Below are 26,291 nucleotides of genomic sequence, written 5' to 3'. Positions count from 1 at the left end.
ATGGGGAAGTGGCGGGCCGCGGCCGCCGCGATGCTGGCGGTGCTCGCGCTGGGCGGAGCGGGGACGACGGGGGCCGCGGCGGCGGCGCCGCCCGAGCCGTACGAGGTGTGGCTGGTCGACCAGTCCGACAGCGCCGGGCGGTCGCACGGCGGGAACATCCACGTGTATGCGGGGGACGGCGTCACTCGCGACCTGTCCCGGACGCAGCCCGTGCACGTGGTCGACCTGGGCGGCGAGACCTCGTCCCTGTGCGCGGCGAGCACGGGCGCGCTCCCGGTGCGCCCCCACATGATCGTGTTCAACAAGGCCGAGACCCACGCGGCGCTCTCCTTCGTCGCCAGCGGGCACGTGGTCGTCTTCGACGCCGCGACCCGGCGGCCGCTCGCGTGCCTGCGCACCGAGGCCGGGGCGGGCGGGGCCCGGCAGGCCCACGCCCTCTGGCCCACCGAGGACGACAGATACCTGATCATCGCCAACCAGAACGGCAAGAAGCTGGAGCGGATCGGCACCGACTACGCCGCCGGCCGCTTCGTGCAGGAACCGGCCGCCACGCTCGACCTGGCGGGCTGCACCACCCCGAACGGGGCGCCGTGCCAGGCGCCGGGGCTGCGCCCCGACAACGCGCCGATCTGCCCGTTCATCGCCTCCGACAACGGCCCGGTCTTCGTCAGCCTCCGCGGCGGCGGGATGCTGGTGGCCGACTGGCGGACGACGCCGATGTCGATCACGGGGGAGTACGACACCGCCCACATCCCCGCCAACGGCTGCGGGTTCGTCGAGGCCGGCGGCTTCGTCTTCGGCGACGGGGGCGGGGGCACGCCCGCCAACCTCGACCAGTTCAGCGTCTTCCGGCTGCCGATGCGCGGCTACTCCCCGGCGAACCCGCCGAACACGCCCGCCGTCGAGCGGCTCTACGACGACGAGGCGGCCGACCGCGACGCCCACGGCACGGCGGTCTCCACCCGGGAGCGCCACATCTGGGTCGGCGACCGCGACGGCAACGTCGCCGAGGTCTTCGACGGCGTGACCGGCGCTCACGAGGGCACGGTCGACCTGGTCTCCCCGTTCAGCGCGGACCCGACGGTCGATCTCTTCGCGAGCTCGCCCGACCAGAAATGGATCTTCGCCTCGACCCGGGGGCCGCACCCGCTCTCCGGCGACCCGCACTCCTCGCACGGGAGCGACCCCGGGATGCTGGTCATCAGGGTGACCGCCGACGGGAAGTCGGGCCAGGTGCGCGGCCTGATCCGGGTCTCCAACCCGGACGCGGCCGGCACGGAGCGGGCCGACCCGCACGGCATCCGGGTGCGGCGCGTGCCGGCGACCGGCTGACGGCGGCCGGCACGACGGTCAGGCGGAGCCTCCGGAGCCCGGCCCTCCGGAGCCCGGCTCTCCGGAGCCCGGCCCTCCGGAGCCCGGCTCTCCGGAACCCGGGCCCCCGGCGTCTGCGGCCCCCGCCCGGGCCAGCGCGGAGTGCCGGTAGGAGTACCCGAAGTACACGACCAGGCCGAGGGCGAACCACACCGCGAAGCGCGCCCAGGTCTCCCAGTGCAGGAAGGTGATCAGCCAGAGGGAGAAGACGACGCCCACCGCGGGCACGACCGGCATGCCCGGGCAGCGGAAGGTCCGCGGCATGTCGGGCCGCCGGTAGCGGAGCACGATCACCGCCGTGCAGACGACGGCGAAGGCGAGCAGGATGCCGATGTTGGTCAGCTCCGCCGCCTCCCCGATGGGCAGGAACCCGGCGATGAGCGCGGAGACGGCGCCCGCGATCCAGGTCACGCGCGTCGGCACGCGCCGGGTCGGGTGCGTCCTGGCGAACCACTTCGGCAGCAGGCCGTCCCGGCTCATCGCGAACCAGACGCGGGTCACGCCCAGCATGAACGTGAACATCACGGTGAGAATGCCGACGATCGCCCCGACCGCGATCACGTCCGCCAGGCCGCGCAGGCCCACCGACTGGAACGCCGAGGAGAAGCCGCTCTCCGGATCGATCTCCGAGTGGTGCTGCATGCCCGTCAGCACCAGGCAGGCCAGCACGTAGAGCACCATCGAGATGACGAGGGAGTACACGATCGCCTTCGGCATGTGGCGCTGCGCGTCCTTGGACTCCTCCGCCGCCGTGCTCATCGCGTCGTAGCCGAAGACCGCGAAGAAGACGGTGGCCGCCCCGGTGAGGGCGCCGCCGACGCCGTAGGGGAAGAACGGCGTGTAGTTGGCGGAGTCGACGTGGAAGACGCCGACGGCGACGACGAGCAGCACCACGGCGACCTTCAGCGCGACGACGGCCGTCTCGAAGCGGGCCGCGTTCCTCATGCCGAGGGTCAGCAGCCAGGCGATCAGCAGGCAGAGCGCCGCGGCGAACAGGTCCACCCGGTGCCCCTCGCCCGTCCCCGGCGCCCCGAGCATCCAGGCGGGCAGGGTCACGCCCAGGTCGGTCAGGAGGAACGAGAAGTAGCCGGAGATGCCGATGGCGACGACGGCGACGATCGCGGTGTACTCCAGGAGCAGGTCCCAGCCGATGAACCAGCCCGCCAGCTCGCCGAGGACCGCGTAGCCGTAGGTGTAGGCCGACCCGGCCTTCGGGATGAGCCCGGCGAACTCCGCGTAGGAGAGCGCCGCCGCCGCGCTGGCGATCCCGGCGATCAGGAACGACACGACGACCGCGGGACCGGCCGTGCCGTTGGCCACCGTACCGGCCAGGGTGAAGATGCCCGCGCCGATGATGCCGCCCACCCCGATCGCGGTGAGCTGCCAGAGCCCGAGCACGCGGGTGAGCTGCTCGCCGCCGCCGCCCTCCGGCTCGTCCAGGTGCTCGATGGGCTTGCGGCGCAGCACGCCCGATCCCGCGCGAGGCATGGTCATGACCTTCATCTCCGTACGGCCGACGAAGCGGACTATCCTGACCTCCATTTCAGGGTAACCGCGGATCGCGCGCATGTCCCGTCCCGTCTCCCCGCGTCCCCGCCGGGGCGGTACGGCGCATGGCACGCCCCGTGGAACGGCCCGGTCCGGCTCAGGGCGGCCGCTCCTCCAGCGGCTCCACCTCGAACCCGCCGCGGCCGTCGAAGCGGACGGTGCGCAGCTCGTCGAACCCGTCCGCCAGGCGGGGACGGCGCAGCCGCTTGAGCGTGGCGTAGAGGCCGACCTCCGGGACCCGGGCCCGCCCCCGCCGTACGGCGTTGCGCTCCAGGCAGCCGGGCAGGTCGGGCGGGAACCAGCAGCCCACGACCCGCGCCGAGCACTCCCGGGCCACCTCGATGAGGGGCCGCCACTCCTCGGGGGAGGGGTTGGTGTTGTCCACGGCGACGTCGCGCCCCTCCTCCAGCGCCTCGCGGACCAGCCGGAGCTGCCGCTCCTGGCGGCGGCGGGCGTTGGGGAAGTGGTCCTTGCTCACGTGGGCGTGGGTCGCCGAGAGCGTACGGTGGTAGAAGCCGGTCTTCCCCGAGCCCTGCAGGCCGATGAGGATCACCAGCTCACGGGGGCTCACGGCGCGCGGCTCCCTTCGGGTCCGGTGTCCGTTCCAGTCTGGCGCACCGGATCCGGATCCGGACCCGGGCAAGCGCTCCCGGAAGGGCGGTCAGGCGCGTCAAATTCGTGCAAAGCGCCTGAGAGCGGTATGAATGTCAGTGGTCAGGGCAATGTCCCTACCGGGGATGTGCTTTGTCGGGGGGTGAGTGCATGGCCAGGGTTCTGACGGTGGAGGACGACGCGGACATCCAGTTCGTGATCAGTTTCGCGCTGAAGAAGGCCGGACACGAAGTGAAGATGGCCGGTGACGGTCTGGCGGCCCTGGAGGCCCTGGCCGAGAAGCTGCCCGATGTTGTGATCCTGGACTGGATGATGCCGGGGCTGTCCGGACCCGAGGTGTGCCGCAGGCTGCGGGAGATGCCCGGGGGGCAGAACGTGGCGGTGCTCATGCTGTCGGCCAAATCGGAGCAGGACGATGTGACGCAGGCGTTCGAGGCGGGCGTCGACGACTACATGACCAAGCCGTTCAGTCCCAAGGACCTCGCGACGCGCGTGCAGGACCTGCTGGCCCGCGTGGCGGGGACCCACCTTTGACCCGCCGGCGTGGCCGCTGACGTGCTGACGGGTCCGCGCCGGGGACGCCGCCGGTGACCGAGGGGCGCGAGCCGGACCGGAGGCTGCTCGGGGAGGGCCCGCAGGCCGCCGCCCGGCAGATGGCGCTGATGTTCGCGCTGGGCCTGTGGATCACCCGCGAGCCGGCCCGCGCGCACGGCGGCGACGCCTTCTACGCCCCGGCCGACCCCGGCAGCCGCTTCACCGTCACCCTGCCCGCCGGCTAGCCGCCCGCCCGGTCGCGCGGGCGTCCACGGGGGTCCGGGACACCGCCGGTCCGCCCGTACCCCGCCGTACCCCGCCGCACCCCGCAGTGCTCGCCCGCGCTCTCAGGCGTCGGCGGCCTCCCGCAGGGCGGTCCGGGAGAGCCGGTCGGCGGCCCGGGTCGTCTCCGGGAGCCGGTATCGGGGGCTGAGCGCCAGCACGTGCCGGCATGCCGTCTCCAGGTCGATCCGGTGCCCGGTGGAGACGAAGACCGGCTTGACGCCGTCCTGGGTGCGGAGCACGCGCCCCACGACGTCGCCGTCCAGCACCAGGTCGCTCCACGCCCCCCGCTCCCGGCCCGGCTCCCGGTGGGAGCCGACGAACGCGGTCTTGCCCACGCCCAGGGTGGGCAGGCCGGTCAGCACGCCCAGATGGCAGGCCAGGCCGAAGCGGCGCGGGTGCGCCAGGCCGTACCCGTCGCAGACGACCAGGTCGGGGACGGTGGCGAGCCGTTCCAGCGCCTCGGTGAGGGAGGGCAGCTCGCGGAAGGCGAGCAGGCCGGGGACGTACTCGAAGGCGGTCCGGCCGGTCACCGCGACCTGCTCGACGACCCGGTGGGTCACCGCGTCGAGGACGACGACCGCGGCGGCCAGCCGGTCGCCGGAGTAGGCGACGTCCACGCCGGCGACCGTCGCGGGACTGCGGGGGCCGGGGTCCGCCAGGTCGAGCGAGGCGCGCAGGGCGTCCTGTACGGCCTCGGCCTCGGCGGCGGTCTCCGGCCAGGGGTGGGAGAGCTGAATCTTCACACTCCGTGACGATATATCCCGGACGCCCTCCGGCGCGCACTTCGATTGTGACCGAACGTCACCGGTTCATTTGCCTCAGTAACCGCTCGCGACGGCCGAACAGGGAGGCGACAACAGGTTGTGCACCGGTCGCCGTTCGCCCGCAGGCCGGAGCCGAGTCCCGCCCGGAGCGCCGTCCCGGCCGGGAGCCTTCCACCGGACCCCGCCCGCCGCGGTGCGGGTCCTCCTCCGGCGGGCAGCAGAAAGGGAACGCGTCCTTGTCCGCTCTGTCACGCGTCTTCTACCGCGGAACCCTCTCCGCGGGCCTGGCCTTCACCGCCCTCGCCGGATTCGCCGCGCTGCCCGCCGAGGCGGCCGCCACCGCCGCCCTCCCGGTCGCCGACGACCGGCCGGGCGGGGCCCCCTTCGCGGAGATGCAGTCCCGGATCGCCGAGATCGAGTCCAGGATCGAGACGCTCCAGAGACGGGCCCCCCAGGAGCCGCCCGCGGAGACCGCGCTCCGGACGCCGGACTCCGCCGGGACCGGGACGCAGGCCGGGGAGCTCCGGCTGCCCGGGCAGGCCAGGCTGGACGAGGTGCAGGCGCAGCTGGAGAGCGGAGACCTGCGGCTGCCCGACCCGATCCAGCCCGCAGACGCCCGGACGCGGGCCGGAGGGCTCGGGCTGCCCGAGGCCGCCCCCCAGGACGCCCGGACGCAGGCCGCGGGCGGCACGGCCGCCGCCAGGGTGCGGCAGGTCGTCACGACGGCGCTCGACAAGGTCGGGGAGGGCGAGCGGAAGGACGGCACGACCTTCTACGGGGCCTGGTACGACGGCTACACCGACCAGAAGGGCTTCGCCGGAGCGGCCTGGTGCGACATGTTCCTGTCGTGGGTGGCCGTCCAGCACGGCCTGGAGAAGCAGATGGGGGTCTTCGCCTACACCCCCTGGCACGCCGAGTGGTTCAAGAAGCAGGGCCGGTTCGACCGCAAGCCGCAGGCCGGCGACCTCGTCTTCTTCGACTGGGCGGGCTCGCGCAGCATCTCGGCGATCGACCACATCGGCCTGGTGACCGGGGTCAACCCCGACGGCTCGGTCTCCACCGTGGAGGGGAACATCAGCGACAAGGTCGTGACCCGCACCCGCACCATGGACACCATCGTCGGGTTCGGCCACCCCGCCTACGGCGGCTGATCCGGCACCCGTCGGCGGTCTCGCGGGCCGGGGCCCGCCGCGGCCGGCCCGGAACCCTCCACGCCGGCTCCGGGCCGGCCTTCGGGTGTCCCGGCCGGATCCGCCGGCACGCCGCGGCTCCCGCGTCGTCCGCTCCACGCGGATCGCGCGGGAGCGGGCGGGGCGCCGCGTCCGCCGCAGGGTGGGCGGACGCGTAATGTGAACGCTAACAACGCGAACTCCCAACATTTAAGGGCCCCGGGCGTCCCGCGTCAAGGGTGGGTTAACAACGGGTTTCGCGCAGGCGGGATGTGATACGACCGTAATCCTGAAGATGCTTGACGCGGCGTGTTGTTAGCGTTCACAGTCTGTCCCAGGCCATCCGGCGCAGTCCGCCCGAGGCCTTCCGAAACCGACGAGGGGAGCCGCCCGTGGCACCGAGCAAGGAGCGTCTGCCCGTGATGGCGGACGTGGCCCGGCTGGCGGGTGTCTCGCACCAGACGGTCTCGCGGGTGCTCAACGACCACCCCAACGTCCGCGCCGAGACCCGCACCCGGGTCATGGACGCGATCGACCGGCTGGGCTACCGGCGCAACCTCGTGGCCCGCGCCCTCGTCACCCGGCACTCGCGCACGCTCGGCGTCGTCAGCTTCGACACGACCCTGTACGGCCCGGCGAGCACCGTCTACGGCATCGAGCAGGCGGCCAGGGCGGCGGGTTACTTCGTCAGCATCGTCAGCCTCAAGTCCATCGACCGGGCGGGGGTGCGCGACGCGCTCGACTACCTGGCGGAGCAGGCCGTCGACGGCATCGTCGTGGTCGCCCCGCAGCGATCGGCGGCCCGCGCGCTGGCCGACCTGCCCGCGGGCATCCCCGTGGTGGCCGTCGAGGGCGGTGAGGCCGGGGACGTCTCCACGGTCAGCGTCGACCAGGTCGAAGGCGCCCGGCTGGTCACCGAGCACCTGCTCGGGCTCGGCCACGAGACGGTCTGGCACGTGAGCGGCCCGTCCGACTGGCTGGAGGCCGAAGGGCGGATCCGCGGCTGGCGGGCGGCGCTGTCGGACGCCGGCCGGGAGGCGCCCGAGGTGCTCCCCGGCGACTGGAGCCCGCGTTCGGGATACGAGGCCGGGCGCCGCCTGGCCGGGATGGAGGGCGTCACGGCGGTGTTCGTGGCCAACGACCAGATGGCGCTCGGCGTGCTGAGGGCGTTCGCCGAGGAGGGGGTGCGCGTACCCGGCCGGATCAGTGTGGCCGGCTTCGACGACATCCCCGAGTCGGAGTTCTTCTCGCCGCCGCTCACCACGGTCAGGCAGGACTTCGCCGCGGTGGGCCGGCGCAGCATCGAGGTGCTGCTCCGGCGGATAGAGACACGCGAGCAGCGGGTCCGCGAAGCGTTCGTGGTCCCGCCGGAGCTCGTGATCAGGGCCAGCACCTCGCCGGCCTGAGAAAGCCCGTCGCGAAGGGATCGGGGGTGACGTCGCGACGTGATGTTAGCGCTAACGGAGACACGCTCACGAGATCGTGAGAAGAGAGGAACGATGATCGTGTTCAAGAGGATGTCAGCGCTGCTGCTGGCCGGTGTCACCATCATGGCCGCCGCGGGATGCGGAAGCGGCGGCGGCACCACCGCCTCCTCCGGCGGGGCCGACGACGGCAAGATCACCATGGGCTTCGCCCAGGTGGGCGCGGAGAGCGGCTGGCGCACGGCCAACACCAAGTCCATCCAGGAGTCGGCCAAGGCCGCCGGGATCGAGCTGAAGTTCTCCGACGCCCAGCAGAAGCAGGAGAACCAGATCAAGGCGATCCGCTCCTACATCCAGCAGAAGGTGGACGTCATCGCCTTCTCGCCGGTCGTGGAGTCCGGCTGGGACAACGTGCTCAAGGAGGCGCAGACCGCCAAGATCCCGGTGATCCTCACCGACCGCGCGGTGGACTCGGCCGACACCAGCCTCTACAAGACCTTCCTCGGCTCCGACTTCGTCGAGGAGGGCCGCAAGGCCGGCAAGTGGCTGGTGGAGGAGTACAAGGACTCCACCGACACGGTGAACATCGTCGAGCTGCAGGGCACCACCGGCTCCGCGCCCGCCAACGACCGCAAGGCCGGGTTCGCCGAGGTCATCGCGGCCGAGCCGAAGTTCAAGGTGGTCGCCTCGCAGACCGGCGACTTCACCCGGGCCAAGGGCAAGGAGGTCATGGAGGCCTTCCTGAAGTCCAACCCGGACATCGACGTGCTCTACGCGCACAACGACGACATGGGCCTGGGCGCCATCGAGGCGATCGAGGGCGCCGGCAAGGTCCCCGGCAAGGACATCAAGATCATCACGGTCGACGCGGTCAAGGACGGCATGCAGGCGCTCGCCGACGGGAAGATCAACTTCATCGTCGAGTGCAGCCCCATCCTCGGTCCGCAGCTGATGGACCTGGCCAAGAAGGTCGTCGCCGGTGAGCAGGTGCCCGCGCGGGTGCTGACCGAGGAGACGACGTTCACCCCCGAGCAGGCGAAGGCCGCCCTGCCCACCCGCCCGTACTGACCGGACCGGGCCGCTTGCGGACTCGCACTCCGCGAGCGGCCCGCCTCCCCGAAGGAAAGGGACGCCGCAATGGCACCCCCCGCCCCGATCCTGCAGATGAGCGGGATCTGCAAGGAGTTCCCCGGCGTGAAGGCGCTGTCCGGCGTCGACTTCCGGCTCCTCCCCGGAGAGGTGCACGCGCTGATGGGGGAGAACGGCGCAGGCAAGTCGACCCTGATCAAGGTGCTCACCGGCGTCTACGACATCGACGGCGGCCGGATCACCCTGGACGGCGAGGACGTCGCCTTCACCGGCCCCCTCCAGGCCCAGCAGGCCGGGATCAGCACGGTCTACCAGGAGGTCAACCTCTGCGCGAACCTCTCGGTCGCGGAGAACATCTTCATCGGCCGCGAGCCGCGCCGCCTGGGCCGGATCCAGTGGAAGCGGATGCGGCGGCGCGCCGCCGAACTGCTCGCCGGGCTCGACCTCGACATCGACGTCTCGGCACCGCTGTCCTCCTACTCCCTGGCCGTCCAGCAGATGGTGGCCATCGCCCGCGCGGTCGACATCTCCGCCCGGGTGCTCATCCTCGACGAACCGACCTCCAGCCTCGACAGCGGCGAGGTCGAGCAGCTCTTCCGGGTGATGCGCCGCCTCAAGGCCGAGGGCATCGCCATCCTGTTCGTCTCCCACTTCCTCGACCAGATCTACGAGATCTCCGACCGGATGACGATCCTGCGCAACGGCACCCTGGTGGGGGAGTACCCCACCAGCGAGCTCGGCCAGGTCGAGCTGGTCGGCAAGATGATCGGCCGGGAGCTGGCCGACCTGGAGAAGCTGGAGGACAGGCCGCCGGCGCGGACGAGCGAGCCGCTGGTGCAGACCGAGGCGCTGGGCCGCACCGGCGCGATCGAGCCGTTCACGCTCACCGTGCACAAGGGCGAGGTGGTCGGCCTGGCCGGGCTGCTCGGCTCGGGCCGCACCGAGATCGCCCGGCTGCTGTTCGGCGCCGACCACGCGAGCACCGGCGCGCTGCGGATCGACGGCGAGCCCGTCACCCTGCGCACCCCGCGCCTGGCGATGAACCGCGGAGTCGCGTTCTGCTCGGAGAACCGGCGGGCCGAGGGCCTCATCCCCGACCTCACCGTCCGGGAGAACATCATCCTGGCGCTGCAGGCGATGCGCGGCTGGAGCAGGCCGATCCCCCGGCGCACCCAGGACGAGCTGGTCGACAAGTACATCACCGCGCTGAACATCCGCCCGGCCGACCCCGACCAGCTGGTCCGGAACCTCAGCGGCGGCAACCAGCAGAAGGTGCTGCTGGCCCGCTGGCTCATCCTCGAACCCCGCCTGCTCATCCTGGACGAACCCACCCGCGGCATCGACGTCGGCGCGAAGGCGGAGATCCAGCGCCTGGTCGCCGAGCTGTCCGACGGCGGCATGGCCGTGCTGTTCGTCTCCGCGGAGCTGGAGGAGGTGCTCCGCCTCAGCCACAAGGTCGCCGTCCTGCGGGACCGCAGGCTGGTGGCCGAGCTGCCCAACGACGACGGCCTCACCACCGGAGTGATCATGGAGACCATCGCGAGCGGAGGCCGCGCATGACCGCGCTCGTCAGGCACCGCCTCTTCTGGCCGGCCGCCGTCCTGGTCCTGCTGCTGGCCGCCAACGTGGCGTTCACGCCGGGCTTCCTGTCCATCGAGATGAAGGACGGCCACCTCTACGGCAGCCTCATCGACATCTTCCGCTTCGGCGCGCCGCTCATCCTGGTGGCGATCGGCATGACGCTCGTCATCGCCACCGGGGGCATCGACCTGTCGGTCGGCTCGGTCGTGGCCATCTCCGGCGCCCTGGCCTGCCTGCACATCAGCGGCCTGCCCGACCAGAACGACGTGGGCGGCGTGCTGGCCGCGGTCGGGCTGGCCCTGGGCCTCGCCCTGGTGCTGGGCGCGTGGAACGGGTTCCTGGTCGCCGGCATCGGCATCCAGCCGATCATCGCGACGCTGATCATCATGGTCGCCGGGCGCGGCCTGGCCCAGCTGATCACCGACGGCCAGATCGTCACCGTCAACAGCGCCTCCTACAAGCTCATCGGCGGCGGCTACTGGCTGACGCTCCCGTTCAGCATCCTCATCGTGCTGGCCGTCCTGGCGCTCACCGCGTTCCTCACCCGCCGCCTGGCCCTGGGACTGCTGGTGGAGTCCATCGGCGGCAACGCCACGGCGAGCCGGCTGGCCGGCATCCGCTCGCGCGGGCTGACCGTGGCGGTCTACGCCTTCTGCGCCCTGTGCGCGGGCATCGCCGGACTGATGATCAGCTCCAACGTCTCCAGCGCCGACGGCAACAACGCGGGCCTGTGGATCGAGCTCGACGCCATCCTCGCCGTCGTGATCGGCGGCACCTCCCTGATGGGCGGCCGGTTCTCGCTCGGCGGCACCGTGCTCGGCGCGCTGGTCATCCAGACGCTGACCACCACGATCTACTCGATCGGCATCCCGCCGGAGACCACCCTGCTGTTCAAGGCGCTCGTGGTGACCGTCGTGTGCCTGGTGCAGTCCCCCGCCTTCCGCGAGAAGGTCTTCCAGCGCCGCGGGCGCCGCCGACCGGCCGCGCCCCAGGCCACCGACGACGAGAAGGTGGAGGTGCCGGCATGAGCTCGGGCATCCTGACCTCCGCCCGGCTGCGGCTGCCCGGCCGCCTCCGGAGCGCCTACATCCCGGTCCTGGCGACGGCCGGCCTGCTGGCGGCGATGTTCGTCGCCGGAGGCGTGCGCTACGAGGGGTTCGCCAGCGGGCAGGTCGTGCTCAACGTCTTCATCGACAACGCCTTCCTGCTCGTGGTCGCCGTCGGCATGACCTTCGTGATCCTCACCGGCGGCATCGACCTGTCGGTCGGCGCGGTCGTCGCACTGTCCACGATGGTCTCGGCGAGCCTCATGACGGACGGCGGCTGGCCGCCGCTGCTGGTGGTCCCGCTCGTGCTGCTCATCGGCTCGGCGCTCGGCCTGGCGATGGGCTGCATCATCCACTACTTCGACATCCAGCCGTTCATCGTCACGCTGGCCGGCATGTTCCTGGCCCGCGGCCTGTGCTACGTGATCGGCACCGACTCGATCTCGATCACCGACCCGGCCTACACGGCCGTCGCCCAGGCGCAGATCGCGCTGCCCGGCGGGATGGCCGTCTCGGTGAGCGTCCTGATCGCGGTGGCGGTGGCGGGCGTGGCGGCGTACGTGCTGCACTACACCCGCCTGGGCCGCAACGTCTACGCGATCGGCGGCAGCGAGCAGTCGGCGCTGCTCATGGGCCTGCCCGTGGCCAGGACGAAGATCGCGGTCTACACGATCAGCGGCTTCTGCTCCGCGCTCGGCGGCGTGCTGTTCTCGCTCTACACTCTCTCCGGGTACGGTCTCAACGCGCTCGGCATGGAACTGGACGCGATCGCCGCGGTCGTCATCGGCGGCACCCTGCTGACCGGCGGGTCCGGCTACCTCGCGGGCACCGTCCTCGGGGTGCTCGTGCTCGGCCTGATCCAGACGATCATCAGCTTCGAGGGCACCCTCAGCTCCTGGTGGACCAAGATCTTCATCGGGCTGCTGCTCTTCGCCTTCATCCTGCTCCAGCGCCTCATCTCCGCGCGCCGGGCGTGACCCGTCCCCTGCGGAGCCGTACCCCGTGAATCCCTCTGAACCAGGAGAGAGTGTGAACGCTAACAGCGACCGATACGTGGTCGGCGTCGACTTCGGCACGCTGTCCGGCCGCGCCGTGGTGGTCCGGGTCGCCGACGGCGCCGAGATGGGCAGCGCCGTGCACGAGTACCCCCACCGGGTGATCGACGACCGGCTGCCCGGCACGGACGTGCGGCTGGGGCCGGACTGGGCGCTGCAGTCGCCCGAGGACTGGCGCGAGGTCCTGCGCACCGCCGTGCCGGAGGCGGTCACCGCCGCGGGGGTCTCCCCGGAGCAGGTCGTCGGCATCGGCACCGACTTCACCGCCTGCACGGTGCTGCCGGCCGCCGCCGACGGCACCCCCCTGTGCGAGACCGAGGGCCTGGCGGCCCGGCCGCACGCCTGGCCGAAGCTCTGGAAGCACCACGCCGCCCAGCCGCACGCCGACCGGATCAACGCCGCCGCGGCCAAGCGGGGCGAGACCTGGCTGGCCCGCTACGGCGGGAAGATCTCCTCGGAGTGGCAGTTCGCCAAGGCGCTGCAGGTGCTGGAGGAGGACCCCGAGGTCTACGCCGCCGCCGACCACTGGATCGAGGCCGCCGACTGGATCGTCTGGCAGCTGACCGGCGTGCAGACCCGCAACGTCTGCACGGCCGGCTACAAGGCGATCCGCCAGGACGGGGCCTACCCGTCCGACGACTTCCTGGCCGAGCTGAATCCCGCCCTCGCCGGTCTGACCGGCAAGCTCGGCCCGGAACCGGTGCCGCTCGGCGGCCTCGCGGGCACGCTGTCCGCGACGGCCGCCGGGTGGACCGGACTCCCCGAGGGCATCGCGGTCGCCGTCGGCAACGTCGACGCGCACGTCACCGCCGCCGCCGCCGACGCCGTACGGCCCGGCCAGATGGTCGCGATCATGGGCACCTCGACCTGCCACATCATGCCCTCCGACAGCCTCGCCGAGGTCCCCGGCATGTGCGGCGTGGTCCGCGACGGGATCGTGCCGGGGCTGTGGGGCTACGAGGCGGGCCAGTCCGCCGTCGGCGACATCTTCGGCTGGTTCGTCGACACCTGCGTGCCCGGCTCCTACGAGCGCGAGGCCGAGCGCAGGGGCGTCTCGGTGCACGAGCACCTGGCCGCCCTCGCCGCCGGGCAGGCGGTCGGGCAGCACGGCCTGGTGGTGCTGGACTGGCACAACGGCAACCGGTCGGTGCTCGTCGACCACGACCTGTCGGCGGTGGTCGTCGGCCAGACGCTCGCCACCCGGCCCGAGGACACCTACCGGGCGCTCATCGAGGCCACCGCCTTCGGCGCCCGCACGATCGTGGAGGCGTTCGAGTCCTCCGGCGTGCCGGTGCGGGAGTTCGTGGTCGCCGGCGGGCTGCTGAAGAATCGCTTCCTCATGCAGGTCTACGCCGACGTGCTGCGCCGCCCGCTGTCGGTGATCGGCTCCGAGCAGGGCTGCGCCCTCGGCTCGGCGATCCACGCGGCCGTCGCCGCCGGGGCCTACCCCGACATCACCGCCGCCGCCGCCGCGATGGGCAAGCGCACCGAGGCCGCCTACCTGCCCGACCCGGAGCGCGCCGACGCCTACGACCGGCTGTACGCCGAGTACCGCCGCCTGCACGACCACTTCGGCCGGGGCGAGGACTCCGCCGGCGCCGCCGGTGCCGGCCGCAACGACGTCCTGCACCGGCTGCGGGCCCTGCGCAACGAGGCCAGTGGGGCGGGCGCGTGAGTCCCGCCCGCAACCCCGATCCCCGACCCCGATCCGCCGAACCGTGCCGGCCTCCGCGGCCGGCCAGGGAGAACCGATGACCACAGCCATCACAGGCAGCGCCGTCAGTGCCGTCACCGCGCTGCGGGAGACCGTCTGCCGCCTCCACGACGAGCTGGTCCGCTACGGCCTCGTCGCCTGGACCGCCGGGAACGTCTCCGGCCGGGTGCCCGGTGAGGACCTGTTCGTCATCAAGCCCAGCGGCATCTCCTACGACGACCTGACGCCCGAGTCGATCGTGGTGTGCGACCTGGACGGCAACCTGGTCGACGGCGACCTCGCCCCGTCCAGCGACACGGCCGCGCACGCCTACGTCTACCGCGCCATGCCGCACGTCGGCGGGGTCGTGCACACCCACTCGACCTACGCCTCGGCCTGGGCGGCCCGCGGCGAGGCGATCCCGTGCGTGCTCACCGCGATGGCCGACGAGTTCGGCGGGGAGATCCCCGTGGGACCGTTCGCGCTGATCGGCAACGACGACATCGGCAAGGGCGTCGTCGCCACGCTGGAGGGCCACCGCTCCCCGGCGGTGCTCATGCAGAACCACGGGGTGTTCACCATCGGCAAGGACGCCCGGGCCGCGGTGAAGGCCGCCGTCATGTGCGAGGACGTCGCCCGGACCGTGCACGTCGCCCGCCAGCTCGGCGAGCCGCTGCCGATCGCCCAGGCCGACATCGACCGCCTCCACGACCGCTACCAGAACGTCTACGGCCAGCGCTGAACCGCATGTACAAGGAGTCCGAACAGATGAAGTCCCTCAACGGCCGCGAGATCTGGTTCCTCACCGGGAGCCAGGGCCTGTACGGCGAGGACACGCTGCGCCAGGTGGCCGAGCAGTCCCGGCAGATCGCCGAGGCGCTGAACGACGCCGAGGCCGTGCCGTTCCGGGTGGAGTGGAAGCCGGTGCTCACCGACGCCGACGCGATCCGCCGGGTCTGCCTGGAGGCGAACGCCGACGACGCCTGCATCGGCGTCATCGCCTGGATGCACACGTTCTCCCCGGCCAAGATGTGGATCGCCGGGCTGGACGCGCTGCGCACCCCGCTGCTGCACCTGCACACCCAGGCGAACATGGCGCTGCCCTGGGACTCCATCGACATGGACTTCATGAACCTGAACCAGGCGGCCCACGGCGACCGCGAGTTCGGTTACATCCAGTCGCGGCTCGGCGTGCCCCGCAAGACCGTCGCCGGGCACGTCGGCGACCCGTCGGTCGCGGCCCGGATCGGCGCCTGGTCCCGGGCCGCCGCCGGGCGCGCCGAGGTCGGCTCGCTCCGGCTGGCCCGCTTCGGCGACAACATGCGGGACGTGGCCGTCACCGAGGGCGACAAGGTGGAGGCGCAGCGGCGCTTCGGGGTGTCGGTCAACACCTACGGGGTCAACGACCTGGTCGCCGCCGTCGACGCCGCCTCCGACGCCGAGGTCGGCGCGCTCGTCGGCGAGTACGAGGACGTCTACAAGGTCGCGCCCGAGCTGCGCTCCGGCGGCGAGCGCCACGACTCGCTGCGCTACGCCGCCCGCATCGAGCTGGGCCTGCGCGGCTTCCTGGAGGCGGGCCGGTTCGGCGCGTTCACCACGAACTTCGAGGACCTCGGCGGCCTGCGGCAGCTGCCGGGCCTGGCCGTGCAGCGGCTGATGGCCGACGGGTACGGCTTCGGCGGCGAGGGCGACTGGAAGACCTCGGTGCTGCTGCGCACGCTCAAGACGATGTCGGCGGGCCTGCCCGGCGGCACCTCGTTCATGGAGGACTACACCTACCACCTGAACCCGGGCCAGGAGCTCATCCTCGGCGCGCACATGCTGGAGGTCTGCCCGACGATCGCCTCCGGCACGCCGTCGTGCGAGATCCACCCGCTGAGCATCGGCGGCCGGGAGGACCCGGTCCGGCTCGTCTTCGACGCCGAGCCCGGCCCCGCGGTGGTGGTCGGCCTGGCCGACATGGGCGAGCGGTTCCGGCTGGTCGCCAACGAGATCGACGTCGTCGAGCCCGCCGCGCCGCTGCCGAACCTGCCGGTGGCCCGCGCGGTGTGGCGGCCCCGGCCGGACCTGCGCACCTCCGCCGAGGCCTGGCTCACCGCCGGAGCCCCGCACCACACCGTGCTGTCGGCCGCCGTCGGGACCGAGGAGCTCACCGACTTCGCCGACATGCTCGGCGTCGAGCTGCTCGTCATCGACGCCGACACCACCTCCCGGCAGTTCGCCAAGGAGCTGCGCTGGAACCAGGCCTACTACCGCCTGGCCCAGGGCTTCTGAGCCGCCGCCCGGTCCGGGGCCTGCGACCCGCCGCCCGGTCCGGGGCCTGCCGCCGCGTCGGAAGGGCCCTGCCCGCCCCCGCCCCCGGGAGAGACCGGGGGCGGGGCGGGTAGGAGCCCGGGCATGACGCGAATCGGATACACGATGATGTGCGAGCAGACGCCCGCCCGGCAGCTGGTGGACGACGTGGTCGCGGCCGAGCGGGCCGGCTTCGACTACGCGGTCGTCTCCGACCACTACTTCCCGTGGCTGGAGGAGATGGGGCACTCGCCGTACGCCTGGTCGGTGCTCGGCGCGGCGGCGTACGCCACGGAGAGCCTGCCGCTGATGACCTACGTGACCTGCCCGATCATGCGCTACCACCCGGCGGTGGTGGCGCAGAAGGCGGCCACCGTGGGGGTGCTGTCCGGCGGCCGGTTCACCCTCGGGCTGGGCGCGGGGGAGAACCTCAACGAGCACGTGATCGGCCAGGGCTGGCCGCCCGTCAACACCCGGCACGAGATGTTCCGGGAGGCCATCGAGATCATCAAGGGGCTCTTCGAGGGCGGCTACTTCACCTACCGGGGCGAGTACTTCGACGTCGACTCGGCCAAGCTGTTCGACCTGCCCGAGCAGCCGGTGCCGCTGGCGATCGCCGCCTCCGGCACGCAGTCCGGCGACATCGCCGCCCGGTACGGCGACGCGCTCGTCGCGGTGGACCCGGACACCGACCTGGTGCGCTGGTTCAACGACTCGCGCGGCCAGGGCAGGCCGGTCTACGGCCAGCTGGCGATCAGCTACGACCCGGACCGCGGCGCGGCGGTGGAGCGCGCGCACCGGCTCTGGCGCTGGGCCCTGCCCGGCTGGAAGGTCATGGCCGAGCTGCCGGCCCCGGTCAACTTCGCCGCCGCCGCCGAGACCGTGCGACCGGAGGACGTCGCGGAGAAGATCCCGTGCGGCGCCGACGTGGACGCGGTCGTCGAGGCCGTCCGCGCCTACACCGACGCCGGGTTCACCCACGTCGCGCTGGTCCAGATCGGCGCCGAGCACCAGCGCGCGTTCATCGACTGGTCGGAGAAGGAGCTGCTGCCCGCCCTCCGCCGGGGGTGAGCCGTACGGCACGGCCGGAGCGGCCGTCCGCCCCGCCCGGTCCCGCGGCCTGCACCACGTGGCGCAGGCCGCGCGGCGGCTCCGGCACGGGGAGCGTCAGGGTGCCATAGAAGTCCGCCGGAAAAACATCGCGGTGGGATGTCGAGAATCCGGGCGCGGCTCCGTCCCCGCAGTGAACAACGGCCACAATGGGCCGTAGCGCACCGAGGAGAACACGATGGCCAAATACCTTCTGCTGAAGCACTACCGCGGTGCCCCGGCTCCGGTCAACAACGTGCCGATGGACCAGTGGACGCCGGAGGAGATCTCGGCCCACATGCGGTACATGCACGACTTCGCCGACCGGCTCGTGGTCACCGGCGAGTTCGTCGACGGCCAGGCGCTCTCCCCGGAGGGCACGTTCGTCCGCTACGACGGCGAGGGACGGCCGCCGGTCACCGACGGCCCGTTCGCCGAGACCAAGGACCTGATCGCCGGCTGGATGGTGATCGACGTCGAGACCTACGAGCGGGCGCTCGAACTGGCCGGCGAGCTGTCCGCGGCTCCGGGGGCGGGCGGGAAGCCGATCCACGAGTGGCTCGAGGTGCGCCCGTTCCTGGCCGCGCCCCCGACCATCACGGAGTGACGCACGGTGGACGAGGTCCTGCTGCGGACCCTCACTCCAGCGGTGATCGGCGTCCTCGTCCGTCGCGGAGCCGACTTCGCGGCGGCCGAGGACGCCGTGCAGGACGCCCTGGTCGAGGCCGTGCGCGCGTGGCCGGACGATCCGCCGCGTGACCCCAAGGGCTGGCTGGTCACCGTGGCCTGGCGCAGGTTCCTCGACGCCGCCCGCGCCGACGCCTCCCGGCGGCACCGCGAGGTACGCGTCGAGCACGAGCCCCCGCCCGGCCCGGTCCGGGAGGGGGACGACACGCTCCGGCTGTACTTCCTGTGCGCGCACCCGTCACTGACACCGGCCTCGGCCGTCGCGCTCACCCTGCGCGCGGTCGGCGGCCTGACCACGCGCCAGATCGCGCAGGCCTACCTCGTGCCGGAGGCGACCATGGCCCAGCGCATCAGCAGGGCGAAGCGGACCGTCGCGGGCGTCCGGTTCGACCGGCCCGGCGACGTCGCCACGGTGCTGCGCGTGCTCTACCTGGTCTTCAACGAGGGCTACTCCGGCGACGTCGATCTCGCCGCCGAGGCGATCCGGCTCACCCGGCGGCTGGCGGCCGCGATCGGCCACCCCGAGGCGGCGGGACTGCTCGCGCTCATGCTGCTGCACCACGCGCGGCGTCCGGCACGGACCGGCCCCGGCGGCAGGCTCGTGCCCCTCGCCGAGCAGGACCGCGGCCGGTGGGACACCCGCCTGATCGCCGAGGGCGTCGGCGTGCTCCAGGCGGCCCTGGCCCGCGACCGCCTGGGCGAGTTCCAGGCCCAGGCGGCCATCGCCGCGCTCCACGCCGACGCCCGGACGGCCGAGGAGACCGACTGGGTGCAGATCGTCGAGTGGTACGACGAACTGGTGCGTCTCACCGGCAGCCCGGTGGCCCGCCTCAACCGGGCCGTCGCGGTCGGCGAGGCCGACGGCCCGCGGGCCGGCCTGGCCGCGCTGGCGGGACTCGATCCCGCGCTGCCCCGCCACGCCGCCGTCGCGGCGTACCTCCACGAGCGCGACGGCGACCCGGCGACGGCGGCGCGGCTGTACGCCGAAGCCGCCCGAGCGGCGCCCAGCCTCCCCGAACGCGACCACCTCACGCGGCAGGCCGCACGGCTCAACGCGCGCCTGCGCGGCCGAGCGGCGCAGCGGGCCGTCGAGGACGGGCCGGCGGCTGAGCTCGATCTTTAACCTGCGCCCTCGACCGTCTCGCTGATCGACTTCTGAGATCTCTCCGTTCGGCGGACACGGGTACGGCCTTGGGGCGATCATGCGCGCTGTCGAGACGCCAATGATCACACCAAGGCCGTGAAGGTGAGTCCGCTGGACAACACCGCCCACGTCGAGCCACTGACCGTATTGTTCCGGTTCCGGACCGACCTGTACGACGGGTCCTCACCCCGAAGTGTGGACCCACGGACACCGGTTGCTTGGAGTTGCCCCGTCACATGGTGCGTTCTGCATCGTCGCTGCGGCGGCCGTAGTAGGCGGCCCGCATCAGGTCCTGCATGTCCGCCAGCATCGGCATGCGCGGGTTGGCGGGGGCGCACTGGTCCTCGTAGGCGTTCATCGCCTGCTGCGGCAGCGAGTCCAGGAACGCCTCCTCGTCGACGCCGATCCGCTGGAACGACGGCTCGATGCCGACCGCGTCGCGCAACCGCTCCACGGCCGCCGCGAGGGACTCCACCCCCTCCGCCGGGGTCGCGGCGGGCAGGCCCAGTGCCTGGGCGATCTCGCAGAAGCGCTCCGGGGCCCGGTAGTCCTCGTACTTCGGCCAGCCCGACAGCTTCGACGGTACGGTGCCGTTGTAGCGGATCACGTGCGGCAGCAGCAGCGCGTTGGTGCATCCGTGCGCCACGTGGAAGGTGGCCCCCAGGGTGTGCGACATGGCGTGCACGATGCCGAGGAAGGCGTTGCCGAAGGACATGCCGGCGATCGTGCCGGCGTTGTGCATCTTCTCCCGGGCCTCCGGGTCGGCGGCGCCGTGCTTCACCGCCCGCTCCAGGTGGCGGAAGACGAGTTTGACCGCCTGCAGGGCCAGGCCGTCGGTGAAATCGTTGGCGTAGACCGACACGTAGGACTCGATGGCGTGGGTGAGCGCGTCGAAGCCGCTGTCGGCGGTGACCACGCGCGGCAGGTCGGCCGCGAGCACCGGGTCGACGATGGCGACGCTGGGAGTGAGCGCGTAGTCGGCCAGCGGGTACTTCTTGCCGGTGACGTCGTCGGTGATCACCGCGAACGGCGTCACCTCCGCGCCGGTGCCCGAGGTGGTGGGCACGCACACCAGGCGGGCGCGCCCGCCGAGCGCCGGGAAGCGGAAGGCGCGCTTGCGGATGTCGAAGAACTTCTCCTTCATGTCTGCGAACACCACCTCCGGGTGCTCGTAGCGCAGCCACATCACCTTGGCCGCGTCCATCACCGAGCCGCCGCCCAGCGCGATGATCGTGTCCGGCCGGAAGGAGCGCATCAGCTCGGCGCCCCGGTCCACCGTCGCGACGCTGGGCTCCGGCTCCACGTCGTCGACGATCTGCAGCGCGACCCGCTCGCCGCGGCGCTGCAGCACGTCGAGGATCCGGTCGACGTAGCCCAGCCGGGTCATCACGGCGTCGGTGACGACCGTCACCCGGTGCACGTCCGGCATGTCGGCGAGGTAGCGGATCGCGTTCGGTTCGAAGTAGATCTTCGCGGGGATCTTGAACCACTGCAGGTTGTTGTTGCGCCGCCCGATGCGCTTGATATTGATCAGGTTGACGGCGGTGACGTTGTCCGACACCGAGTTGTGGCCGTAGCTGCCGCAGCCCAGGGTCAGCGAGGGCAGGAACGCGTTGTACATGTCGCCGATGCCGCCCTGGGAGGCCGGGGCGTTCCAGATCACCCGGACCGCCTTGACGCGCCGGCCGTACTCCTCGGCGAGGGCGGCGTCCTCGGTGTGGACGACCGCGCTGTGCCCGAGCCCGTGGAACTCGACCATCCGCTCGGCGTACGTCAGGCCCTCCTCGCGCGAGGAGGCGCGCAGCACGGCCAGCACGGGGCAGAGCTTCTCCCGGGTCAGCGGCTCGGCCGGGCCGACCGCGTCGACCGGGACGAGGATCACGGAGGTGTCGCCGGGGACGGCGAAGCCGGCCTGTGCGGCGATCCACTGCGGGGAGCGGCCGACCACGTCGGGGTTGAGCCTCGCGCCCGAGCAGCCCTCGCCGCCCGCGGCCGCACCGAAGACGAACTCCTCCAGCTTCGCCTTCTCCTCGGGGGTGGCGACGTGGGCGTGCAGCCTGCGGAACTCGGTGAGCGCCGCGTCGTAGATCTCGTGGTCGAGGATGACCGCCTGCTCGGAGGCGCAGATCATGCCGTGGTCGAACGTCTTGGACAGCACCACGTCGTGTACGGCGCGGCGCAGCTTGGCGCTGCGCTCGATGTAGGCCGGGACGTTCCCGGCACCGATCCCCAGGGCGGGCTTGCCGGCCGAGTAGGCGGCCCTGACCATGCCGTTCCCACCGGTGGCGAGGATGGTTGAGACCCCCTCGTGGTGCATGAGCGCGGAGGTGGCCTCCAGGGACGGCTCGGTGATCCACTGGATGCAGTGCTCGGGGGCGCCGACCTCGACGGCGGCGTCGCGGACGATCCGCGCGGCCTCGGCGCTGCAGCGCTGCGCCGACGGGTGGAAGGCGAAGACGATCGGGTTGCGGGTCTTGAGCGCCAGCAACGCCTTGAAGATCGTGGTGGAGGTGGGGTTGGTGACCGGGGTGACGCCGCAGACGACGCCGACCGGATCGGCGATCTCCACGATTCCGCTGATCTCGTCTCGGGAGACGACCCCCACCGTCTTGAGATCAGCCATGCTGTGCGTGACGTGCTCGCAGGCGAAGATGTTCTTCACCGCCTTGTCCTCGAAGACGCCGCGGCCGGTCTCCTCCACGGCCAGGCCCGCGAGCTCGGCGTGCCGGTCCAGCGCTGCCACGGACGCCTTCTTGACGATGGTGGCGCTGGCGGCGGTGGTGGCCACACCGGAGTGCACCTTGTCGCCGCTCCAGCCGGCACCGCGGTTGAGGCTGTGGCGGGCGTGCGGGTCGTAGAGCCACTCGGTGCGTCGGCGGGAGGGCGGCATGTCCTCGGGCTCGCGCAAGGACATGTGCCCGCCGTCACATCGTGGGGCGTCTTCGCCGAGCTCGGGGACATCAGCCGGCCCGGTTATCCGAACAGGGCGGCGCCGTACTTCGTCACGACCGCCAGGATCAGGACCAGGATCCAGATGGCGACGGCGATGGCGTCCAGGTCGGCGTCGATGAAGCGCGCGGCCGCCGCCTGCGCGCGGGACGGCAGGAACAGGTTGCCATCGCGGATGTTCACATGCGTCAGTGTGGCGAACACCAGGGTGGTGGAGACCGTCACCAGCAGGCACCACGGGCACAGCGCGCCGATGGCGGACATCGACTGGGAGAACAGCCAGTACGCGAAGATCACGCCGAGGGTGTAGACCACCTGGGCGGCGAACATGAACCAGCGCGGGAAGCGCACCCGGCCCAGGCTCGCAACGGCGATGGTGATCACTACCGGTTCGGCGACGAGTCCCAAGAAGGCATTGGGGAATCCGAACAGCTGGGCCTGCCAGGAGGTGGCGACCGTGCCGCAGCTGATGACGGCGTTGATGTTGCACGACAGGCTGGTGCCGGGGTCGGCGGCCAGGCGCAGCGCGTCGACCGACAGCACGAAGGAGGCGGCCAGGCTCAGGCACGCCGACACCAGCATGGTCCCGAAAAGCCAGGCGTTCGAGTGCCGCAGCCCGTGCAGGCGGGCCAGGAGCACAGCCATCACTTGCCCTTGGCGGCGGTGACGGCCGCCGTCAGCGGCCCGGCGGTGTACAGGTCGCCGGTGAACACCTCACCGTTGATCTTCACGGTGGGTGTGCCCTCGATCCCCGTCTCGAACACCGCGGCCGTCGAGGTCTCGACCCACGGCTGGAAGAGCCGGTCAGTGAAAGCGTCTGCGACGTCCTGCGGCACACCGGCATTCCGGGCCAGGGCGGCGATCTCGTCATCGGACAGGCCGCTGCTGCCCTCGGCGGGCTGGTGGGCGAACAGCGCGGTGTTGAAGGCCGGCAACGCGCCGGGTGCCCGGTCGGCGACGGTGGCGATCGCGTTGGCGGTCCGGGTCGAATACTTCGACCCGCTGGACATCCGGTCCAGGAACGCCAACGGGTACAGCTCCAGCCGTACCGTGCCGTCGGCGACCAGGCGATCCAGCTCGGTACTGTTGGCCTGCTCGAAGCGCCCGCAGAACGGGCACATGTAGTCGAGGTAGACCTCCAGTTTCACCGGGGCGGCGGCGTCGCCGACGGCGAGGGCTCCTGCGGCCGTGGCGATCGCCGGAGCGACGGCCTTGTCCTGCGATGCCGCGGTGATCCGGGAGCCCTCGCTGCCCGCCGCGTTGATCAGGCTGACCACGATGGCGATCAGCAGACAGCCGATGATCACCCCGCCGCCTGCGGCGATCGCGCGGTTGCGTTTCTTCTGGCGGCGTCCGGCGGCGGCCCGGGCGTCGCGTAGTTCCCGGGACTTGGTGCGTGCCTGCATGCTCATGCGCTGTTCTCCCTCGGTCCTGCCGGGGTGGACGAAGGGCCAGATGGTGTGCGGCCTTGGCGTCGTCCACATCCCCGATCGGCGCCGGTCGCGGTCTGAGGTCCGCTTTCTCGGGCGCTCACCGTTAACCTTCGTCGGGTTGCCGGTGATCCGCTGGGGCCGAAGGTCCTTTACCGTCGCGACCTCCGCCCTGGATCGGACACCCGGGCCCCGGAACGCTCGGTCGGCCGCAGTGGCCGGGTGCCGGCGACGGCGCGGACGACCAACCAGATCGCCAGTGCGACAACGCCGGTCCACGCCGGTCCACGCCGGCATCGTGAGCGATCCCCACGGCCACCCGGAGCCTTTACCCCACATATGGTGACCCCGACCATTTCACGGGCCGACGACCAGCGGTAACGTGTTCATCACTTCCTCCTTCGCCCGCCTGCCTCCGGCCTTCAGGGGGATCGTGAGCGGGAAAGGACCGAAAGTCCCCTGGCCCGGCAGCGCAAGGCGCTGCCCCAGTGGGAGACGGCACGAGACCATGCAGATGACATCTGCGGAGGGGGAGGCCGCGAATCCGGCTCGGAGATGCGGCCATCGCCGCGGCCTGTGAGCTCGCCGCATCGGCTGGGCGGTCTGCGGGGTGCCGGGACCGAATCGCCGTGTACGTCTTCCTGGGACGGCCGACGTCGCGGCCATGCCGATCTGGGAGCAGCCGGCCCGTACCTGCGAGGCCCGTACCCGTACGGCTTGCGGCCCCTGTCACAGGGGCCGCAAGCCGTACGGGTGCTACCGGCTCGTCCAGGCCGTAGTGTCGTCCTCGTTCCACTGGACCTCGTCGACGACGTCGATCACGCCGTTGACCCGCAGTGCCATGCGCGCGGCGATCTCCGCCTCGCTGCGCCGGTCCATGCGTCCGGTCAGCGTCACCACGCCCCGGTGCACGGCGACCTTCACCCGGGAGGTGTCGACCCACAAGGAGTGGCCCAGAACGTCTTTCTCGATCTCCTCGGTGATGGCTGCATCCGATCGGAGGAAGACCTTGAGCAGATCCTGACGGCTGACGACGCCCTCCAGCGTCCCGTGCTCGTCGACGACCGGCAGGCGCTTGACGCCGTGCTCGTCCATCAGCCGCATCGCGTACACGACTGCGGACTGGGAGCGGACGGTCACGGCGGGGGAGGTCATCAGCTCGGCCGCGGTCTCCCCGCGTGCCTTGTCCCTGCCCCGGCCCTTCTCCTGGGCGAGCCGGTGACGCAGCCGGGCGCGCAGCGGCTGCCGGTAGCCCTCCCGGTAGAACTGCTCCTTGAACTCCTCCTTGTGCAGGAGATCCGCCTCGGAGACGACGCCGATGACATGGTCGCCGGCGTCGACGACGGGGACCGCGCTGATGCCGTGGGCGATGAGCATCTCGGCGACGTCCTTGAACGGCGTGGCTCCGTTGACGGACGCCACCTTGTGGGTCATGACCTCGCTGACCTTGACGCGCATCGTGTCCTCCTTGAGGGGCGGGGGTCCTCTCATTCCACTGCGTTCGCGGTTGCGCGGGCAGAGCCGGAAGTCCTCCAGCGCCGGGACATCGCACCGCTCCGGGGGGTCCTTGGTCCCTACGGCGACCGGTCGCGGCGCCGGACGGTGAGATCAGAGCCCGACCCCGGGAGGAAGCACGAGGCTATCCGGCCGACTGGTGGAGATGACCGCGCGCATGGCCGCGGAGCGGTAACCGGCGGCCGGGGGTGGCCGGTATCTGCGGCGTGCTCACCCGCGGCAGGCCACCGGCCTGCCGCGAACGTCGCGAGATGGCTTGTGGCGTGACGGGGTCGCGGACGCTTCTCGCACGCCGTGACCGGCAGCAGATCGACAGGGTCATCCGGTGCGAGCCAGGCGTTCAGCCCGCTCTTTTATCCCCAGCAGCATCTTGCGTTCCATGATGAGGCTGCCCGGCTCCATGATCAGCAGGTTGACCAGCCGCCCGAGCAGACCGGCGTCCGGAGTCGCGATCCGGTTGCGGCTGACGAGCCTGGTCGTCTCACCGTCGGAGCGGAGTATGAAGGCCCACACCCAGTTACCGTCCTCCGATCGGAACACCAGCGCCTGTTCCGGCTCCATGACCTCCGCGCGCATTCGCGGGCCGGTCGTCCCCAAAGGAAGGACATCACCGGTCTTGAGGCCTTGGAACTGCGGCAGGACCTCGTTGGCGCTGTGCATGTCCAGACCGAAGAGGTTCTCGATCCAGTCGTAGGTGTAGGCGCCGCCGCGACCGCTGCCCATCTGCACCAGCCACGGCCAGACCGCGCCGGGTGGTGCGTCGATGGCGACGGCGCGGGTGGCGACCAGGCCGGGATCCGGCAGCAGCTCGTCTCCGGGCAGCGAGCTTTCCGCCTCCTCGGCGGTGGCACCCCAGGTCAGGCACCGTCTGCGCAGCAGCAGCGGGTAGGCCGCCGCAGCGACGCCGACGATCAGCAGCCCGGTCCGGGCGGAGGACTTCGGTGCTCTGTCCATCATGGTCTCCTCGGGTTCGTCTTCGACGCCATGTCCGCGGTGGTGAGCCTCTCCAGGGGT

General features: G+C 71.8%; 23 protein-coding genes. 15 read left to right on the top strand and 8 right to left on the bottom strand.

Going from position 1 to position 26,291, the window contains the following annotated elements; genetic code table 11:
- Nucleotides 1-1,332 (top strand): hypothetical protein, encoded by a 1,332-nt coding sequence (locus IEZ06_RS07475; RefSeq protein ID WP_189235923.1) that lies wholly within the window; start codon nt 1-3, stop codon nt 1,330-1,332.
- A gap of 18 nt (nt 1,333-1,350) precedes the next feature.
- Here IEZ06_RS07475 and IEZ06_RS07470 read toward each other — a convergent pair whose 3' ends face one another.
- Nucleotides 1,351-2,865, bottom strand: a complete 1,515-nt coding sequence (locus IEZ06_RS07470; RefSeq protein WP_189235922.1) for an amino acid permease — start codon at nt 2,863-2,865, stop codon at nt 1,351-1,353.
- A 151-nt stretch (nt 2,866-3,016) separates the two neighbouring features.
- Nucleotides 3,017-3,490, bottom strand: coding sequence for an ATP-binding protein (locus tag IEZ06_RS07465; RefSeq protein ID WP_203872088.1), 474 nt, complete (start codon nt 3,488-3,490; stop codon nt 3,017-3,019).
- 191 nt (nt 3,491-3,681) lie between these two features.
- Here IEZ06_RS07465 and IEZ06_RS07460 point away from each other — a divergent pair, with 191 nt between their 5' ends.
- Nucleotides 3,682-4,065 (top strand): response regulator transcription factor, encoded by a 384-nt coding sequence (locus IEZ06_RS07460; RefSeq protein WP_189235921.1) that lies wholly within the window; start codon nt 3,682-3,684, stop codon nt 4,063-4,065.
- A 53-nt stretch (nt 4,066-4,118) separates the two neighbouring features.
- Nucleotides 4,119-4,310, top strand: a complete 192-nt coding sequence (locus IEZ06_RS07455; protein ID WP_189235920.1) for a HAMP domain-containing histidine kinase — start codon at nt 4,119-4,121, stop codon at nt 4,308-4,310.
- 102 nt (nt 4,311-4,412) lie between these two features.
- On the opposite strand, the gene IEZ06_RS07450 is transcribed toward IEZ06_RS07455, so the two are convergent.
- Entirely contained in the window at nt 4,413-5,093 is a 681-nt protein-coding gene (locus IEZ06_RS07450) for an endonuclease V (RefSeq protein WP_189235919.1), read from the bottom strand.
- Between the two features lie 257 nt (nt 5,094-5,350).
- On the opposite strand from IEZ06_RS07450, the gene IEZ06_RS07445 reads away from it, so the two are divergent.
- From IEZ06_RS07445 to IEZ06_RS07390, 12 genes are all read left to right on the top strand, one after another.
- Nucleotides 5,351-6,265 (top strand): CHAP domain-containing protein, encoded by a 915-nt coding sequence (locus IEZ06_RS07445; RefSeq protein WP_189235918.1) that lies wholly within the window; start codon nt 5,351-5,353, stop codon nt 6,263-6,265.
- Nucleotides 6,266-6,675: 410 nt separating this feature from the next.
- Entirely contained in the window at nt 6,676-7,689 is a 1,014-nt protein-coding gene (locus IEZ06_RS07440) for a LacI family DNA-binding transcriptional regulator (protein WP_373293816.1), read from the top strand.
- Nucleotides 7,690-7,782: 93 nt separating this feature from the next.
- Nucleotides 7,783-8,775 carry an ABC transporter substrate-binding protein gene (locus tag IEZ06_RS07435; RefSeq protein ID WP_189235917.1) on the top strand — a complete coding sequence of 331 codons (993 nt, stop codon included), beginning with the start codon at nt 7,783-7,785 and terminating at the stop codon, nt 8,773-8,775.
- Nucleotides 8,776-8,844: 69 nt separating this feature from the next.
- Nucleotides 8,845-10,356, top strand: coding sequence for a sugar ABC transporter ATP-binding protein (locus IEZ06_RS07430; RefSeq protein WP_189235916.1), 1,512 nt, complete (start codon nt 8,845-8,847; stop codon nt 10,354-10,356).
- Nucleotides 10,353-11,405 carry an ABC transporter permease gene (locus IEZ06_RS07425; RefSeq protein WP_189235915.1) on the top strand — a complete coding sequence of 351 codons (1,053 nt, stop codon included), beginning with the start codon at nt 10,353-10,355 and terminating at the stop codon, nt 11,403-11,405. Before IEZ06_RS07430 ends, IEZ06_RS07425 begins: the two co-directional genes overlap by 4 nt.
- Nucleotides 11,402-12,400: a galactofuranose ABC transporter, permease protein YjfF gene (gene yjfF / locus IEZ06_RS07420; RefSeq protein ID WP_189235914.1), complete on the top strand. Its 999-nt coding sequence runs from the start codon at nt 11,402-11,404 to the stop codon at nt 12,398-12,400. Before IEZ06_RS07425 ends, yjfF begins: the two co-directional genes overlap by 4 nt.
- A 52-nt stretch (nt 12,401-12,452) precedes the next feature.
- Nucleotides 12,453-14,153, top strand: coding sequence for a ribulokinase (araB, locus tag IEZ06_RS07415; RefSeq protein WP_189235913.1), 1,701 nt, complete (start codon nt 12,453-12,455; stop codon nt 14,151-14,153).
- A gap of 76 nt (nt 14,154-14,229) precedes the next feature.
- On the top strand, nt 14,230-14,913 hold the full coding sequence (locus IEZ06_RS07410; RefSeq protein ID WP_189235912.1) for an L-ribulose-5-phosphate 4-epimerase: 684 nt from the start codon (nt 14,230-14,232) through the stop codon (nt 14,911-14,913).
- A gap of 26 nt (nt 14,914-14,939) precedes the next feature.
- Nucleotides 14,940-16,445, top strand: coding sequence for an L-arabinose isomerase (araA, locus tag IEZ06_RS07405; protein ID WP_189235911.1), 1,506 nt, complete (start codon nt 14,940-14,942; stop codon nt 16,443-16,445).
- A 123-nt stretch (nt 16,446-16,568) separates the two neighbouring features.
- Nucleotides 16,569-17,534, top strand: a complete 966-nt coding sequence (locus IEZ06_RS07400) for a TIGR03557 family F420-dependent LLM class oxidoreductase (protein WP_189235910.1) — start codon at nt 16,569-16,571, stop codon at nt 17,532-17,534.
- A gap of 217 nt (nt 17,535-17,751) precedes the next feature.
- Nucleotides 17,752-18,159, top strand: coding sequence for a YciI family protein (locus tag IEZ06_RS07395; RefSeq protein ID WP_189235909.1), 408 nt, complete (start codon nt 17,752-17,754; stop codon nt 18,157-18,159).
- 6 nt (nt 18,160-18,165) lie between these two features.
- Nucleotides 18,166-19,362 carry an RNA polymerase sigma factor gene (locus IEZ06_RS07390; protein WP_189235908.1) on the top strand — a complete coding sequence of 399 codons (1,197 nt, stop codon included), beginning with the start codon at nt 18,166-18,168 and terminating at the stop codon, nt 19,360-19,362.
- A gap of 253 nt (nt 19,363-19,615) precedes the next feature.
- Here the strand turns inward: IEZ06_RS07390 and adhE are convergent, their stop codons facing one another.
- The 5 genes from adhE to IEZ06_RS07365 form a co-directional block, all read right to left on the bottom strand.
- Entirely contained in the window at nt 19,616-22,297 is a 2,682-nt protein-coding gene (gene adhE, locus IEZ06_RS07385) for a bifunctional acetaldehyde-CoA/alcohol dehydrogenase (RefSeq protein WP_229797862.1), read from the bottom strand.
- A gap of 59 nt (nt 22,298-22,356) precedes the next feature.
- Nucleotides 22,357-22,977, bottom strand: coding sequence for a vitamin K epoxide reductase family protein (locus IEZ06_RS07380; protein WP_189235907.1), 621 nt, complete (start codon nt 22,975-22,977; stop codon nt 22,357-22,359).
- Complete coding sequence (locus IEZ06_RS07375) at nt 22,977-23,744, bottom strand: DsbA family protein (protein ID WP_189235906.1); 768 nt, start codon at nt 23,742-23,744, stop codon at nt 22,977-22,979. Before IEZ06_RS07375 ends, IEZ06_RS07380 begins: the two co-directional genes overlap by 1 nt.
- 774 nt (nt 23,745-24,518) lie before the next feature.
- A complete protein-coding gene (locus IEZ06_RS07370) occupies nt 24,519-25,220 on the bottom strand; it encodes a CBS domain-containing protein (protein ID WP_189235905.1) in 702 nt (233 codons plus the stop codon).
- A 375-nt stretch (nt 25,221-25,595) separates the two neighbouring features.
- Nucleotides 25,596-26,231 carry an SRPBCC family protein gene (locus tag IEZ06_RS07365; RefSeq protein ID WP_189235904.1) on the bottom strand — a complete coding sequence of 212 codons (636 nt, stop codon included), beginning with the start codon at nt 26,229-26,231 and terminating at the stop codon, nt 25,596-25,598.
- Nucleotides 26,232-26,291: the final 60 nt, after the last annotated feature.

This window comes from Planomonospora antibiotica (assembly GCF_014647955.1).
GTDB lineage: Bacteria > Actinomycetota > Actinomycetes > Streptosporangiales > Streptosporangiaceae > Planomonospora > Planomonospora parontospora.
This window is presented reverse-complemented; position numbering and strand designations above follow the sequence as displayed.